This window comes from Aureimonas psammosilenae, assembly GCF_009176975.1.
GTDB classification, from domain to species: Bacteria; Pseudomonadota; Alphaproteobacteria; order Rhizobiales; family Rhizobiaceae; genus Plantimonas; species Plantimonas psammosilenae.
The window spans coordinates 31,837-47,277 of record NZ_WEZG01000003.1; the positions used below are offsets into that span (position 1 = coordinate 31,837).

General features: G+C 65.7%; 13 protein-coding genes. 11 read left to right on the forward strand and 2 right to left on the reverse strand.

Features of this window, described 5'->3' with window-relative positions; genetic code table 11:
* From F9929_RS06890 to F9929_RS06930, 10 genes are all read left to right on the forward strand, one after another.
* Window positions 1-1,071 carry a hypothetical protein gene (locus tag F9929_RS06890; RefSeq protein WP_152045827.1) on the forward strand — a complete coding sequence of 357 codons (1,071 nt, stop codon included), beginning with the start codon at window positions 1-3 and terminating at the stop codon, window positions 1,069-1,071.
* Window positions 1,068-2,963 carry a vWA domain-containing protein gene (locus F9929_RS06895; RefSeq protein ID WP_152045828.1) on the forward strand — a complete coding sequence of 632 codons (1,896 nt, stop codon included), beginning with the start codon at window positions 1,068-1,070 and terminating at the stop codon, window positions 2,961-2,963. Before F9929_RS06890 ends, F9929_RS06895 begins: the two co-directional genes overlap by 4 nt.
* Before the next feature lie 7 nt (window positions 2,964-2,970).
* Window positions 2,971-3,702 (forward strand): ABC transporter ATP-binding protein, encoded by a 732-nt coding sequence (locus tag F9929_RS06900; RefSeq protein WP_193227638.1) that lies wholly within the window; start codon window positions 2,971-2,973, stop codon window positions 3,700-3,702.
* The gene (locus F9929_RS23935) at window positions 3,702-4,895 is read left to right on the forward strand and encodes a hypothetical protein (protein ID WP_193227639.1); all 1,194 of its coding nucleotides are present in this window, start codon (window positions 3,702-3,704) and stop codon (window positions 4,893-4,895) included. The genes F9929_RS06900 and F9929_RS23935 overlap by 1 nt, the downstream gene beginning before the upstream one ends.
* The gene (locus tag F9929_RS06905; protein WP_193227640.1) at window positions 4,885-6,456 is read left to right on the forward strand and encodes a formylglycine-generating enzyme family protein; all 1,572 of its coding nucleotides are present in this window, start codon (window positions 4,885-4,887) and stop codon (window positions 6,454-6,456) included. The genes F9929_RS23935 and F9929_RS06905 overlap by 11 nt, the downstream gene beginning before the upstream one ends.
* A gap of 38 nt (window positions 6,457-6,494) precedes the next feature.
* Window positions 6,495-7,220 (forward strand): hypothetical protein, encoded by a 726-nt coding sequence (locus F9929_RS06910; RefSeq protein ID WP_152045831.1) that lies wholly within the window; start codon window positions 6,495-6,497, stop codon window positions 7,218-7,220.
* 38 nt (window positions 7,221-7,258) lie between these two features.
* On the forward strand, window positions 7,259-7,600 hold the full coding sequence (locus F9929_RS06915; protein ID WP_152045832.1) for a hypothetical protein: 342 nt from the start codon (window positions 7,259-7,261) through the stop codon (window positions 7,598-7,600).
* Between the two features lie 114 nt (window positions 7,601-7,714).
* The gene (locus F9929_RS06920; RefSeq protein WP_152045833.1) at window positions 7,715-7,990 is read left to right on the forward strand and encodes a hypothetical protein; all 276 of its coding nucleotides are present in this window, start codon (window positions 7,715-7,717) and stop codon (window positions 7,988-7,990) included.
* Between the two features lie 91 nt (window positions 7,991-8,081).
* Complete coding sequence (locus F9929_RS06925; RefSeq protein ID WP_152045834.1) at window positions 8,082-10,487, forward strand: hybrid sensor histidine kinase/response regulator; 2,406 nt, start codon at window positions 8,082-8,084, stop codon at window positions 10,485-10,487.
* 95 nt (window positions 10,488-10,582) lie between these two features.
* Window positions 10,583-11,200, forward strand: coding sequence for an isochorismatase family cysteine hydrolase (locus tag F9929_RS06930; protein WP_152045835.1), 618 nt, complete (start codon window positions 10,583-10,585; stop codon window positions 11,198-11,200).
* Here the strand turns inward: F9929_RS06930 and F9929_RS06935 are convergent, their stop codons facing one another.
* Window positions 11,201-13,264 carry an NAD(+) synthase gene (locus tag F9929_RS06935; RefSeq protein WP_152045836.1) on the reverse strand — a complete coding sequence of 688 codons (2,064 nt, stop codon included), beginning with the start codon at window positions 13,262-13,264 and terminating at the stop codon, window positions 11,201-11,203.
* Between the two features lie 185 nt (window positions 13,265-13,449).
* Between F9929_RS06935 and F9929_RS06940 the strand changes: the two genes are divergently transcribed.
* A complete protein-coding gene (locus tag F9929_RS06940; protein ID WP_152045837.1) occupies window positions 13,450-13,863 on the forward strand; it encodes an RNA polymerase subunit sigma-70 in 414 nt (137 codons plus the stop codon).
* A 13-nt stretch (window positions 13,864-13,876) separates the two neighbouring features.
* On the opposite strand, the gene F9929_RS06945 is transcribed toward F9929_RS06940, so the two are convergent.
* Window positions 13,877-15,394: a glycerol-3-phosphate dehydrogenase gene (locus F9929_RS06945; protein ID WP_152045838.1), complete on the reverse strand. Its 1,518-nt coding sequence runs from the start codon at window positions 15,392-15,394 to the stop codon at window positions 13,877-13,879.
* Window positions 15,395-15,441: the final 47 nt, after the last annotated feature.

The following is a 15,441-nucleotide window of genomic DNA, read 5'->3' on the forward strand; positions in this document are numbered from 1 at the left end:
ATGGCCGCCGAGATCCGCTACGCCTCCGAGTTCGGCCCCGGCCATGCCTGGCTCATTTGTGACGCTTCTCTTCCGGCCGGTGCCGAGATCGGCATCGCCAACGAATCCGAGACCAACCGCCATCTGGGCCCGGCAGGCTGGCAAGCCGTTCCCGCATCCTTGCCGTTCGACAGGATCGAGCCCTGGAAGAACGGCAGCCGGGCGCTGCTTCGCCCTGCCATCGTCGATCGGATCAGCGACTCCTCCTATGTGACGATCACGCTCGGCAGCGAGGAGATTTTCGCCGACTTCTGGCCGTCCATTCCCCAGGGCGGCGGACGCTCCGGGCAGGCAGGCGGCGTTCTCGGCATCGCGCCCCAGCCGACATCGGTGCCTCAACCTATCGCGGCACTGGAACCCGAAGCCGTAACGATCCCCGCGGAGCCCCAACCGGCTCCGGCACCTGAGCGACAGCGCTCGTCATGGCTCGCCATCGGCCTTCCCGCCGCAGCGGTCGTGCTCCTGCTCGGGTTCGGCGCAGCAGCCGCCTATCATTGGCGGGACGATATCGCCGGGCGATGGAACGAGACGCTGGACTCGGCGGCGAACATCCTGCCGGCCGGCTGGCGCGACAGGCTCGGCTGGTCACCGGCACCCGAGCCGGCAGCGGCGCCTGCTCCCGTAGCTACCGATGGCGGCGATTTCGCCCTCGGACCCGATGGTTGGCGACGGCTCGTTTCCGATCCGCAGACCGAAGCCACCCGCCTCTACGATCTCGGCCGAGCGTTGCGCGAGCAGCCGAATGGCGACCGCGACCTCGGCTTTCAGGCGCTTTATGCCGCCATGCAGCGCGGCGACGCGCAGGCGCTCGCCTGGTACGGCCGCGCGAACGACCCGACGCTCGACCATCCGCCGGCCGACGCCATCGAGGCGCCCAACATCCGCCGGGCGCTGGAAGCCTACAAGGCCTCCGCTACCGCTGGAAACGCGGACGCCACCGCCAGCTTGTCGCGTCTCTGCGATCACCTGCGCCCGAAGCGCTTCGCCGGCACGCCCGCCGAGCGAACCAGTTTTCAGGACTTCTGCTCATGAGTTCGACGCTTGCCCGCCTTCTCGCGAGCGCGCTTCTCGTCGCGTTCCTCGCTGTGCCCGCTGGCGCGGCCGAGCGCGAAGCGCTGCATATCGAAAACAAGCGGATGCTCTACCAGCGCGTCGTGACGAAGCCCGGCGCGCGGCTCCTCGCTTCTTCCAGCGCCGCACTGGAAAGCGGGCGGGCGCTCGCACCCTTCGAGGTCTTCTACGTCTTTGGCCGACAAGGTGGCCGCGTGGAAGTCGGCGGCAATGCGCGCGGGAACCCGACCGGCTGGATCGAAGCCGAAGCGACCGTCGATTGGAAACATTCGGTGGTCGCTGCCTTCAACAACCGCGCCGAGGTGGAACGCCAGCGCCAGCTTTTCTTCGCGACGAAAAGCGACCTTCAGGACACAATCGGGCAGGAAGGCGTGCTGTCGCGCATCGCCGCCCTTCGCGAAGCCGCCGCGAGCGGCGGCGACAGCGCACCGGTGGTCGCCATCGAGCCGAACGACATCGCCTCCATCGATGACAATTTCTATCTCCTGCCGATTCTCGATTTCGAGAAGAGCTGGCTGCATTTCGACGCCGAAGGAACGCTCCTCGAAGTCGGCTCCGTGACGAAGGGCGGCGAGGCTTCCCCGCCACCAAGGCGCGAGCCGCGCGCCGGGGTCATGTTCGTGGTGGACACCACGGTGTCGATGCAGCCCTATATCGACCGCACCCGCGAGGCGATCCTGCGGATCAAGGACCGGCTCGCGACGCCGTCGGGCTCCATCCATTTCGGCCTCATCGGCTTCCGCCAGCCCGTCGAGAACAATCCGGGCATCGAATACGACACGCGCATCTTCCAGCCGCTGACGCCCGACTCCCGCGCCGACGATTTTCTGGCTGAGATCGGCGCCATGCGAACCGCGCGCGTTTCAACGCGCGGCTTCAACGAGGACTCGCTCGGCGGCCTGTTCGAGGCGCTGGACTCCACCGACTGGAGCCAGTTCGACCTGCGCTACGTCGTGCTGATCACCGATGCCGGGCCGCGCCGGCCGGAGCGCGGCAACAATCGCTCGGGTGCGCTGGATGTCGACGAGATCAACGAACTGGCCCGCAAGAAGGGCGTGCGCGTCGTTGCGCTCCACCTGAAGACCCCCGATGGCAGGCCCGACCATGAACCGGCCGAAACCGCCTATCGCCGCGTTTCGGCGACGGGCGGCGCGAGCCTCTACACCGGCATCGCGGGATCGGGAACGGCGGCCTTCGCGGCCGGTATCGACCCGGCGGCCGAGCAGATCGCCGCCGATCTTCGCACCATCGCCGAAGGCCGGTTGACTGAAGCGCCGTCCACCGAGGACCAGTCCGCCGCCGCCCAGATCGCGCGGGCGAGCCGCGCCATGCAGCTCGATTATCTCGGCCGGCGCGTCGGCGGCACCGCGCCGCAATTCTACCGCGCCTGGACAATCGACCGCGATTTCGAGGAACCGGCCGCCAAGCCCGCGCTCGACATCCGCGTCATGCTGACGAAGAACCAGCTTTCCACCCTGTCGGAAGCCTTGCGTCGCATCGTGGAGCGCGGCGCGACCATCGACGGCGACCCGCTCGCCTTCTTTCGCGATCTTCGCGACGTCGCGGCGCGTTCGGCCAACGATCCGCGCCAGTTGGCGGAGAACGCGCCGCTCGGCGCCGCGCTCGACGAGTATCTCGCCGACCTTCCCTATACGAGCCAGATCCTCAACCTCACGCCCGACGACTGGGTGGTGATGCCGGCCTCGCAACAGCGCGACCGCATTCTGGACCTGAAGTCGAAGCTCGAATTCTTCGAGCGCGTCCACAACGATCCGCGCGCCTGGACGCGGCTTCAGGACGACGCGACGGATGGCGAATCCGTCACCACCATCTCCATCGACCGCCTTCCTTGAGATTTCGATGGCCCGGCTCGTCGTCCGCGATCTCATGAAAAGGCTGAAGGACCGCGAGCGATCCTTCGAGCTTCGCATTCCGGCTTTCGACCTCGCGCCGGGCGACCGCAAGGCGATCGTCGGCGCGACCGGTTCCGGCAAGACCACGGCGATGGATGTTCTGGCGCTGGCGAGCCGACCGGATCGGTTCGCGGATTTCGCCATCGAGAACACGAACGGCGGCCGGCTGGCTCTTACGGGAAGCGAGCGCGATCTCGCTCGCTTTCGCGCCCGGCACTTCGGCTATGTCGTCCAAACGAGCCCGCTCTTCCCGTTCCTGACGCTTGCCGGCAACGTGCGGCTTCAACAGCGGCTGGCGGGGCGACGCGACGAAGCGCTGATCCGGCACCTGATCGACTGTCTCGGGCTGTCGCGCGAAGCCGACGCCCGCCCCGATGGTTTGTCGGTCGGGCAAAGGCAGCGGGCCGCCGTGGCGCGCGCCCTCGCCCATCGCCCTTCCTTTCTCCTTTGCGACGAGCCGACCGGGGCGCTCGACGGCGAAACCGCCGAGCTCTGCCTGGGCGTCATGGATCGCGTCGCGAAGGAATCCGGCACCGCCATCCTGATGATCACGCACGACCCCGAACTCGCGCAGGCGCATGGCTACGTGCTCCTGCCGATCGAGCGGCAGGCCACAGGCCGGCAAGCCAGTGTTGCGACGCTTTGCGACGGCTCTTCTACGCGGCGTGAGGCGGCGTGATGCTCGGGCTCGATCTCGGCCTCCGCGTCGCCTTCGGCCAGTGGCGGGCGTCGGTTCTCGCCGTGCTGATCGTCGCGGGCGTCCTGGCGCCGGTGCTCGTGTTGTGGGGTTTGAAGACCGGCACGCTGACCGGCCTCACCGACGAGTTGCGCGGCGATCCGCGCAACCTCGAGATCAGGCTGGTCGGCGACAACCGGTTGGGGCCGGCGGAACTCGGCGCACTCGCCGCCCTGCCGAATATCGGCTTTCTTCAGCCCGCGACCCGCGCGCTGGCGGCACGCGCTTATCTGTCTCGAGCCGATGGCTCGGGACGGGAGGCCGTATCCCTTTTGCCGAGCGGCGCGGGAGACCCGCTTCTGACGCGCGGATCGATCCCCGTGCCGGGCGGCGGCGAAGCGGTTCTATCCTCGCGGGCAGCCGCAGCGCTCCGGCTGTCGGTTGGGGATAGCAGCCGCCTTTCCACTCAGCGCGAGAACGGTGCCGGACGCTTGTCCGTGGACCTGCGGGTGGTCGGCATTCTCGACGCCGATCTGTCGCCGAGCGCGCAAACCCTGGTCGCGCCGCAGCTTCTGGAAGAGATCGAGGCCTTTCTGGACGGCTTCGCCGTTCCTCGCCTCGGCATTGGCGGCCGGGCAGCGGAAAGCCGCGTTTCGGCTCCGTCGAGCGCCCGCCTTTATGCGAGCGAGATCGAAGCGGTGCCGGGGCTTGTCGTGGCGATCGAACACCTCGGCTACGACACGCTTTCGCAAAGCGCCGATATCGAACGGCTTCTGGCGCTCGGCGGCCGGCTGGACGAGATCGTGGCCGTTCTCGCGGCGCTTCTCGTTGCCGGTTGTGCGGCCGCGCTCGGCGCGAACGTCCTCGCCGTCTTCGACCGGCAGCGCCGCGCCATCGCGCTTCTTCGCTTGATGGGCGGCTCGCGCGGGACCGTCGCCTGTTTCGTGCTCGGCTTCGGCTTGGCGACCGGGCTCGCCGGCCTTGGCGCGGCGCTCGGAACTTTCGGAGCCGCTTGCGGCGCAATCAACCGCTTCCTGCCGCTCGGTCTCGCATCGCAGCGCCCGAGCTGCCTTTTGCCCGTCCCGCAACTGGCGGTGGCCGGCTCGGCGACGCTCGCCCTCGTTCTTCTCGTCACCCTCGTCGCCGCCTTGCGTTTCTCGGCGATCCCACCCGCAGGAGCCTTGCGTGCCGAATAGCCCGCTCCGCCTCGCCCTTTTCGTGGCCGCTTCCATTCTGGCTCCAACCGCCGGGGGTCACGCCGCCGATTGGCCGGACAAGGTCTGGAACCCGAAGCCGACCGAGGGAGACGATGTTCTCTCGCTTCCCTGCGGCGGCAAGCTGGCGCTGCGGCGCGTTCATACCGGCGCGGTTTCGTCCGATGCGCCGGAAGCGCCGCTCGCCGACAGTCCGGTGCTCGTCGGCGCGGCGGAAGGCGCGCGCTCCTATCTCGAATATCGGCGCGAGGATCACATTGCCGGCGCGCTCGACAGCCGCGAGGGCAGCTACTTCCTGATCGGCAAATACGAGATCACCGACGCGCAGTACAAAGCCGTGATGGCCGACGGCGATGCCTCCTGCCCGCAACGCTTCACGCCGGCCGATGCGCTGCCGCGCACCAACCTGTCCTGGTACGACGCGATCGAGTTCACCCGGCGCTTGAACGCCTGGATCTATAAGGACCAGATCGGCCAACTTGTCGCGCTCGGCATCGACGATGGCTATGCGCGCCTGCCGACGGAAACGGAATGGGAGTTCGCCGCGCGCGGCGGCAGTGCGCTGCCCGAAGCGGAACGCGGCAATTCCCGCTTCTTCACCGAAGGCACGATGGGCGACTATGCCTGGTACAACGGCGCGCAGTCCTCGGGCGGCAAACCGAAGCCGGTCGGCCAGAAGAAGCCGAACCCGCTCGGCCTCTACGACATCTACGGCAATGCCGAAGAGATCACGCTCGACCCCTTCCGCATGACGCGGCTCGACCGTCTGCATGGGCGGGTCGGCGGCTATGTGGTGCGCGGCGGATCGTTTCTCGACGGGCCGGAAACCCTGTCTTCGGCGCGCCGCGACGAGACGCCCTTTCTTTCCGTGGCCGCGAGCGGCGAGGTCCGTCGCCGCTCTGCGGGCCTGCGCATCCTCGTCAGCAAGGCCGCGATCGGCGGGCTGGACTCGGTCGGTCGCTTGGAGACCGCTTTCCAGGCGTTGAGCGCGCAGGTGCCCGCGCCCGTCGCCGCGCAGCCGACGGAGCGTTTGGAAGAGATCGAGGCGCGGATCGAAGGCCCCTTGCGCGGCGAGATCGCCGAACTGCGCGCCCAGCTTGCCGCCGAGTTCGCGCGCCGCAACGAGGTCGCCGACCGCAGCCTTCGCCGCGCGATCTTCAGTGCCGGCCTCGCGGGGCGCGAACTACGCCTTGCCGCCGACTTCATCGACGGCCGCTATAAGGCGCTGGACGATCGCGACCTGCCCGCCGACATCAAGGCGCGCATCCCGGCCGTGATCGAGCGCGAACTCGTCAATTTCCGCATGTTCGCGACGGTCTATACCGATGCCGTCTCGCAGATCGCTACCGACCAGGGCGAGCGCGCGGCATCGCAGGCCGCCGTTCTGTCCCGCGAACTCCGCGCGCAGAACCGCGACAGCCTCGTCGCCGATGTGGAGCGCGCCGCGCGGCAGATCGAAACCTATCGCACCGGCCGGCAGACCGAGACCTCCGGCATCCTCGTCGGCCTTCTCGGCGATCGGCGCTGGCTGCCGGGCCGCTGATTTCCCTTCATCCGATCATGTTCTCAAGGAGCTTTTCCATGCCCTCGTCCTTTCCGCGCGCGCAGGCCGCCCTTCTCGCGGCGTCCCTGGCGCTCGCCGGATGCCAGACCACCGGCCCGATCGACCCGAGCACCATGAGCCCGGCGGAGATCGCGCTGCGCCAACAGGAAACCGAGCGCACCCGCATCGTGCAGGGCGTCGCGACCGGCGCGGTCGTCGGCGCGCTGATCGGCGGCCTTGCCGGCGCGGCGCTCGGCGGCGGCAACCGCGACGCCATTCTCCAGGGCGCGCTGATCGGCGGTGTCGGTGGCGGTGTGGCGGGCGGCGCGGACGCCAACCGCGTCAACCAGCAAACGCGGCAGGTTGCAGCCCAGCAGGATTCGCTGCGCGCCACCATCGAATCCGCCGACAAGAGTATCGCCTATTACAAGCGCAACGTCGCTCTGACGTCGCGCCTTGTGGACGAGCAGGCCGAGCGCGTTTTGCGCAACAATGCCCGCTTCCAAAGCGGCGAGCTGACCGTTTCGGCCTATCGCGCGGAACTGCGCACGGCCAGCCAGAACATCGCGCTGGTGAAGAAGTCCATCGGCAATGCCGACCAGGACATCGCGGATTTCGACCGCGCGACAGCGAATGGGAAGACGCCGGAAACGCTGGATCGCAAGCGCCAGCTCGAAGGCGAGCGCGCGGCCTTGCGGCGCGAACTCGCCCGCCTTCAGGAAACCTACAGCCGCGTTCCGACTCAGATCGGACTGGAAGCCTGATGTCGACGCTCGCTCAATCCTCATTCCGGGCTTCCCGCATGACAACGCTTCACCGCGCCTTGTTCGTCGCCGGCGCATTCGTTTCGCTGCCGCTCCTCACCGGCTGCCAAACCTCCTGCACCGGCGACGCACGCTTCGACGGTTACTATTGCGCGCGGGGCAACATTTCGAACGGCACCTATCAGGGTCAGACCGCCGCGCTGGAGCGCACGGCGATCGATCGGCAAGGCGAAGCCGCGAGCCTTCGTCGGCAATACGAGGTGGCACAGGACCGGTTGAGAGCGGCGAAAGCGCGCCGGGCGACGACGGCGAGCGAGTTGATCGCGCTGGAAAGCGAAGTGGAGTCGCTGCGCCGCGCCGTTGCCCGCGCTTCCGGCTGAGTTTCCCGAACGCAGCTCTGGCGGGACACACCTGTCCCGCCGGGACGTCGCGACAGACAGGGGCAAGCATGGCGTGGCAGCAGAACCGGCATAACATCGCTGGAGTTTCCGCCCATGCAGAACGGCGTTCCCCACACCTACGTCACCACCCATTTCCGCACGCTCGGCTATGCCGGCGCGCTTCTCTTCACCCTCGCGCCGCCCTTCTTCCTCTACGAACTCTACCTCACCTTCTACACGACGGCGGTCGAGGAAAACCCGACGATCGGCCTGTTCACCGTGGTCTCGCTGGTGCTTTCCTTCGCCAGCATTCCGATGATGATGATCGGGCGGCGTCAGCGTTATTCGACCTCGCCGACCACCGACAATCTGCCGGTCCGCGACCGCTGAACGAGGCCGCCCGAATTCTCTTTCGCGGCGCGGATCGAACCGCGCCGCGAAACGTTGTTTGCCGGCTGCAATTCCGGCAACGCGAGACGAGATGACATTTCCGACGGTCCCGAACGCCGATCACTCGCAGTCCGACCCCCAAGAACCCGTTCCCACCATTGAGGATCAGTTCCGCGTCCTCGTGGAATCCACGGCAGCCATTGTCTGGCATGTGGAGGCGAGCGGCATCTTTCGGGGCGAGCAGCCGGGCTGGTCGGAATTCACCGGGCAAACGGAAGAGGAATATTCCGGCTGGGGCTGGACCACGGCTCTCCACCCCGAGGACCGCGACCACAGCGCCCGCGCCTGGAACGAAGCGAGTGCCGAGATCAAACGCTATTCCGTCGAACACCGGGTCCGGCGGCGGGACGGCCAATGGCGCGACATGCTCGCCAATGCCGTTCCGATCTTCGACGGTAACGGAGGCGTTCGAGGCTGGATCGGCTCGCATACCGACATCACGGAGCAGAAGCGCACCGCCGCCGCCTTGAACGAAAGCAACCTGCAGTTCCAGGGGCTTGCGGACAACGTGCCCCAGCTCGTCTGGACCGCCCGGCCGGACGGCTCGATCTTCTGGTACAATCGCCGCTGGTTCGATTACACCGGACTGCCGGCAGACCGGCTTTCCGGGGCCGAATGGCTGGAAACGCAGCATCCCGACCATGCGGAACGCGTGCGCCAAAGCTTTCTCGAAGCCATCGCCAGCGGACGCAACTGGGAAGACACGTTCCCCTTGCGCGGCGCGAATGGCAGCTATCGCTGGTTCCTGTCGCAAGCCGTTCCGATCCGCGACGCGCAAGGCGCCATCCTGCGCTGGTTCGGCACCAACACGGATGTCACCCGTCAGCGCCAGCAGGAACAGGAACTCCAACTCGCCCGCGAACAGGCCGACAACGCCAATCGGGCGAAAAGTGAGTTCATCGCGAATATGAGCCACGAACTCCGCACGCCGCTGTCGGCCGTGATCGGCTATGCCGAGATGCTGGAAGAAGAGGTCGAGGAGCTCGGTGAAAAAGGGCTTCTGGCGGACCTGCGCAAGATCAACAACAATGCCCACCACCTCCTCAGCCTCATCAACAACGTCCTCGACCTTTCCAAGATCGAAGCGGAGCGCATGGAGGTCTTCTTGGAGACCTTCTCGGTCGGCGAGGCGCTGTCCGACATCCGCAGCACGGTGCAGGTGCTGATGGAGAAAAAGGGAAATCGGCTGGAGATCGAGGGCGATATCGATCTCGGCGACATGCACACCGATCAGGTGAAGCTGCGCCAATGCCTCATCAATCTCCTGTCCAACGCCGCGAAGTTCTCGGAAAACGCCACGGTAACGCTGACCGCCCGGCGCACGACCGAGTTCGGCCGCGATTGGCTGACCTTCGACGTGTCGGACAAGGGGATCGGCATGACGCCGGACCAACTTCAGAAGCTGTTCCAGCGCTTCACGCAGGCCGACGCCTCGACAACGCGCCGCTTCGGCGGAACGGGCCTCGGCCTCGCCATCACCAAGGCCTTCTGTAAGCTGCTCGGCGGCGATATTGCGGTGACGAGCCGGGAAGGCCAAGGCTCAACCTTCACAGTGAAGCTGCCCGCCATCGCGGCGAATACCGTGGTCGAGAACGCGGTGATCGTTCCCGTTCCGGTTGAAGAGCGGCTGGCCTCCATGGGTGTCGTTCTCGCTATCGACGACGATCCCAACGCGCGCGATCTCGTCACGCGTTTCCTGTCCAAGGAAGGCTTCGTCGTGCGCACGGCTTCCGATGGGTTGGCCGGGCTTGAGATGGCGAGGGCCATCCGGCCCGACGTGATTCTCCTCGACGTGACCATGCCGCGCATGGACGGCTGGTCGGTGCTGAGCGCCTTGAAGAACGACGCCGACCTGTCGCGTATTCCGGTCGTGATGCTCACCATCATCGACCAGCACAGCCTCGGCTATGCGCTCGGCGCTTCAGACTACCTTTTGAAGCCGGTTCAATGGAGCCATCTGCGCAAGGTTCTCGACCGCTTCGTGACGCATGAGAACCGTACCGTCCTCGCCGTCGACGACGATCTGGACCATCTCGCGCGTACTCAGGCCATCCTTGAGCGCGAGGGCTTTTCCGTCATCCTCGCAACCAACGGCCGCGAGGCGCTGGAGAAGATGACGGATCACATTCCCGCCCTCGTCCTGACCGACTTGGTGATGCCGGAAATGGACGGTTTCGCGTTCATCCGGCATCTGCGCGAACGGAACGAAACAGCCAGCGTGCCGGTGGTCGTCCTAACCTCGAAAAACCTGTCTCGGCAGGAATACCAGGATTTGAAGCGCAACACCGACGGCGTTCTGTCCAAGGACAAGACCGACCTCGCGGAACTCGCGACCGAAGTGCGCAAGCTCGTTCGCGGTCACCGCGACCAGTTCGCGGCGCCCGAGGCGCCCCCTTCGCTCCCTTCTCCCTGGACTTCGCCCGAGATTGAGACCTGACTGAAATTGGGTAGGAACGGCCGCCGCGCGATTGGATTTCCTTCCCATGCCAGCCGACATCCGTCGGTTCGTGCTGGCGATGGGGGGATATGTGAATGACCGAACAAGATGGTCTGCCGAACCTTTCGGAACGTAGCGTCGTCCACCTTTGCATCGACATGCAGCGGATGTTCGCGGAAGACACGGAATGGAACACGCCGTGGATGGAACGGGTGCTCCCAGAAACGCTTCGGATCGCGCAGGCTCATTCCTCCGAGACCATCTTCTCGCGCTTCATCCCGCCGCGCCGGGCGGCGGATACCAAAGGCGCATGGCGTCTTTATTTCGAACGCTGGCATGAATTCACGCTAAACGAGATGGACCCCGGCCTGATCGAACTGGTCGAGCCGTTGGCCGCACTCGTTCCTCCCGCGACCGTCATCGACAAGCCGGGCTATTCGCCGTTTCATGCCACCGATCTGGACAATATGCTGAAGGAGCGCGGGGTCGACACGATCGTCGTCACTGGCGCGGAAACGGATGTCTGCGTGCTGGCGGCCGTCTTTTCGGCGATCGATCTCGGCTATTCCGTTATTCTGCCGAAGGACGCGCTTTGCAGTTCGGCGGATGAAACGCATGACGCGCTCATCACCGTCTACGGCAGCCGTTTCAGCCAGCAGATATTCCTGACCGAAACGGCGGTCCTCCTTGAAGCCTGGCCGGCCTCGGGCTGATCACGCGTCCGGCGGAAGCGCTTGCCTTAACTCCCTCAGCCATGCATCCGCGACGCTGTCGGACGGGGCCCGCCAATCGCCGCGTGGGCTCAAAGCGCCTCCGGCCGAAATCTTCGGCCCGTTCGGAATGGCGCTGCGCTTGAACTGGCTCGTCTGGAAGAAGCGGATGATGAAGGCTTCCAGCCAACGCCGGATTGTGGCGAGATCGTAGGCGTTGCGTCCTTCTTCTGGGAAACCCGCCGGCCAGCGACCGGCGGACGCATCGCGCCAGGCATTCCAGGCGAGGAACGCCGTCTTCGACGGCGGCAGGCCGTAGCGCAGCGTGTGGAACAGGAAAAAGTCGTGAAGTTCGTAGGGACCGATCTTGGACTGCGTGCTCTGGATCACGCCGTCCTCCCCCGGCGGCACGAGTTCGGGTGAGATCTCGGTCGCCAGGATCGCTCGCAGCACATCCCCCGTTTCCGGCTCGAACTGGCCAGACGAAATCGACCACCGGATCAGATACTGGATCAGCGTCTTGGCGAGGCCCGCATTGACGGCATAGTGGCTCATCTGGTCACCGACGCCGTAGGTGCACCAGCCGAGCGCCAGTTCCGACAGGTCGCCAGTGCCGATCACGAAGCCGTTGCGGTTGTTGGCGAGGCGGAAGAGATAGTCCGTCCGAAGGCCCGCCTGCACGTTCTCGAACGCGATGTCGTACACCTTCTCGCCGCGCGCGAAGGGGTGGTTCATATCCGCCAACATCTGCCGGGCGGCCGGGCGGATATCGATTTCCGCCGCCTCGATGCCGAGCGCGCGCATCAGCTTCCAGGCATTGCCCTTGGTCTCGTCGCCGGTCGCGAAGCCCGGCATGGTGTAGCCGAGAATGGTTGAGCGCGGTTTGCCGAGGAGGTCGCAAGCCTTCGCGGCGACGATCAGGGCCTGCGTCGAATCGAGACCGCCCGAAACGCCGATCACCATATGCGAGGCGTGGGTCGCCTCGAAGCGCTTCACCAGCCCGTGGACCTGGATGTTGAAGCTTTCGTAGCAATCCTGATCGAGCCGGGACAGCGTGTCCGGCACGTAAGGAAAGCGCCGCAGCGAGCGTTCGAGGCCGACATCCGCAAAGCTTGGGCCATGCTCGAAGGAGACGGTGCGGAACCGGAGTTCCGGGTGCCCCTGCCGCGCGGCCGCATCGTTGAAGGTCGGGGTGCGCATGCGCTCCAGCCGGATACGCTGTACATCGACGTCGGCAACGATCATCTGCGGTTCGCGTGCGAAGCGCTCGGACTGCGCCAGGAGCTCGCCCATCTCGTGGATCGAGCCTTGCCCGTCCCAGGAAAGATCGGTCGTGCTTTCACCGCTTCCGGCCGCCGAATAGGCATAGGCCGCGACGCAGCGCATGGACTGCGACGCCGACAGGAGCGAACGGTCGTCGGCCTTGCCGACCGTGATGTTGGAGGCCGACAGGTTGCAGAGGATCAGCGCTCCGGCAAGCGCGCCGTCCGTGGAAGGCGGCGTCGGCGCCCAGTAATCCTCGCAGATCTCGATATGGAAGACGAAGTCGGCGAGATCCGTGGCAGCGAAGAGAAGGTCGGCGCCGAACGGCGCGGTCTGCCCGGCGAAGTCGATCGTCAGGCCCGCCAGCCCGGCACCGGACGCGAACCAGCGCTTCTCGTAATATTCGCGGTAGTTCGGCAGAAAGATCTTCGGCACGACGCCGAGAATGCGCCCCCTCGCGACTGCGATCGCGCAATTGTAGACGCGCCCGTTGCGCCGCACCGGCGCACCGACGAGGAAGACCGTCGGATGCTCGCTCGTTTCCCGCGCAAGGCTGGCGACCGCTTCCTCCACGCCCTTCAAAAGCGCGTCTTGGAGGTGGAGATCGTCGATCGCGTAGCCGGAAATGTTCAGTTCGGGAAAGATGAGGAGATCGACGTTCGCGGCCGCGGCCCGTTTCACCGCTTGGACGGCCGCTTCACCGTTTCGCTGGGGGTCGGCGACGGTCACCATGGGCGTCGCCACACCCACGCGAACGAAGCCATGGCTGTGGATCGAAGAGAACTTGGCCAATTCGGAGGTCATGATGCGCGAGCCGTTTAACGTCCCGAACGAACATAGTCCCCCGCCGACGCGATGAAAGGCGAGGCTTCGAGAGACCCTCAACGCATGTTTTCGCTTGGCGTTTCTTGCGCGAGACTTGCGCTTGCGATGAAAAGCGCCAAATCTCCATCCGGAACAAACAGTGAAGGCTGGAGAAGGCGAGCGTCTTGACCACCCTACGCGAATTCGAAGATGCCTTGCGCGAACAAGGCAATACCTCGGCGCTTTCCGTTCTGGACAGCTTGCGGGAGCGCGACCGCTCGAAGCGCACCGTTCGCCCTGCCCGGCGCATCACCGGCAAGAAGATGACGCCGGAGATCGCGCGTCGTATCTTGGAGATGCACGAGCATACCAAGATGACCCAGCAGGAGATCGCCTTCCGCATCGGCGTCAACCAGGGCCGGGTCAACGAAGTCATTAAACGCGGCAAATGGCTGAATGACGATCCCGCCGCGCCGGAAGCCGTCGCGCGCGATCAGGCGAAGGCCCGCATGCGGCGCCGGAAAAGCGAAGCACCGCCCTCGCCGCGCGCTGCGCCCAAGAAAGCACCGCAGGCCCAACTCATGTTCGGCGATTTCTGAGGCCCGAAGGGGCTCAGGCCGCGAGCACGCCCCGCTCGCGGTCCATCCAGTCCTCGAAGGCCTCGATCTCGGCCTGAGTCATGTGGAGGTGCTGTTTCGTCCGACGGTACAGCACATCCTCCGGCGTTTGCGCCCATTCCTCGACCATGAGGTAGCGGACTTCCGCCTCATAAAGGCGACCGCCGAAATGGCGGCCGAGACCCGCCATATCCTTCGCTCCGCCGAGCAATCTCTCCGTCCGCGTGCCGTAGAGACGCGCGTAGTGATGGGCGATTTCGGGCGGCAGGAACGGATGGCGGCTTCGAAGATCGCGCTCGAACCGGTCGAAATCCGCTCCCGGCATGTCCCCGCCCGGCAGCGGGACGCGCGCCGTCCAGGCCTTCTTCATTTCCGGGAAATAGCCTTCCATTCGATCGAGTCCTCGCTCGGCAAGCTCTCGGTAGGTGGTGATCTTGCCGCCATAGATGGACAGCATCGGTGCTTTCCCACCGACGTCGTCGATCTCGAAGACATAGTCGCGCGTCACGGCGGAAGGGTTGTCGGCGTCGTCTTCCAGAAGCGGGCGCACACCGGAGAAAGAGTAAAGAACGTCTTCCGGCTTCAACTGCGTCTTGGTGTAACGGTTGACGGCTTTCAGGAGATAATCGATCTCGCTGCCCTCCACCGCGACATCGTCGGCGTCGCCGTCATAGGGAATGTCCGTGGTGCCGATCAACGTGAGGTCGCCCTGATAGGGATTCACGAAGATCACGCGCTTGTCTGTGTTCTGGAAGAGATAGGCCTGGTTGCCCTCCCAGAACTTCTTAGTGACAATGTGACTGCCTTTGACCAGGCGAACGCGCTTGGTGGAGTTTTGCCGCGCGACGTTGCGCACGATGTTTTCCACCCAGGGCCCGGCGGCGTTGACGACGGCGCGCGCCCACACAGTGCGCGTCGTGCCGTCCTTGGCGGTGAGGGTCGCGATCCACAAACCGTCTTCGCGGCGGATGGATGTCGCGGCGGTGCGCGGCAGGATGGTGGCGCCGCGTTCCTTGGCGTCGAGCGCGTTCAGGACCACGAGCCGCGCGTCGTCCACCCAGCAGTCGGAATATTCGAAGGCGCGCGAATATTGCTGCTTGATCGCCTCGCCTTCCGGCGCGGTCAGGAGGTTCAGGCTACGAGTTCCGGGCAGCTTCCTGCGGCCGCCGAGATGGTCGTAAAGGAACAGGCCGAGACGAACGAGCCAGGCCGGCCGTTGTTCGGGCGAATGCGGAAGAACGAAGCGCATCGGCCAGATGATGTGCGGCGCGGCGTCCATCAGCACTTCGCGTTCGGTCAGCGCTTCGCGCACGAGGCGGAACTCGTAATATTCGAGATAGCGCAGGCCGCCATGGACGAGCTTGCCGGAACGCGACGACGTGCCCTGCGCGAGATCGTCCTTCTCGCACAACACCGTCTTCAGCCCGCGCCCTACCGCGTCCCGCGCGATGCCGACACCGTTGACGCCGCCGCCCACGACGAGAATGTCGAAGATCTCGGATGTGTCGTTCAAGGCATCACCATGGTCTGTACCGCCGGCCGGAGGCCCTGCGATCGTTT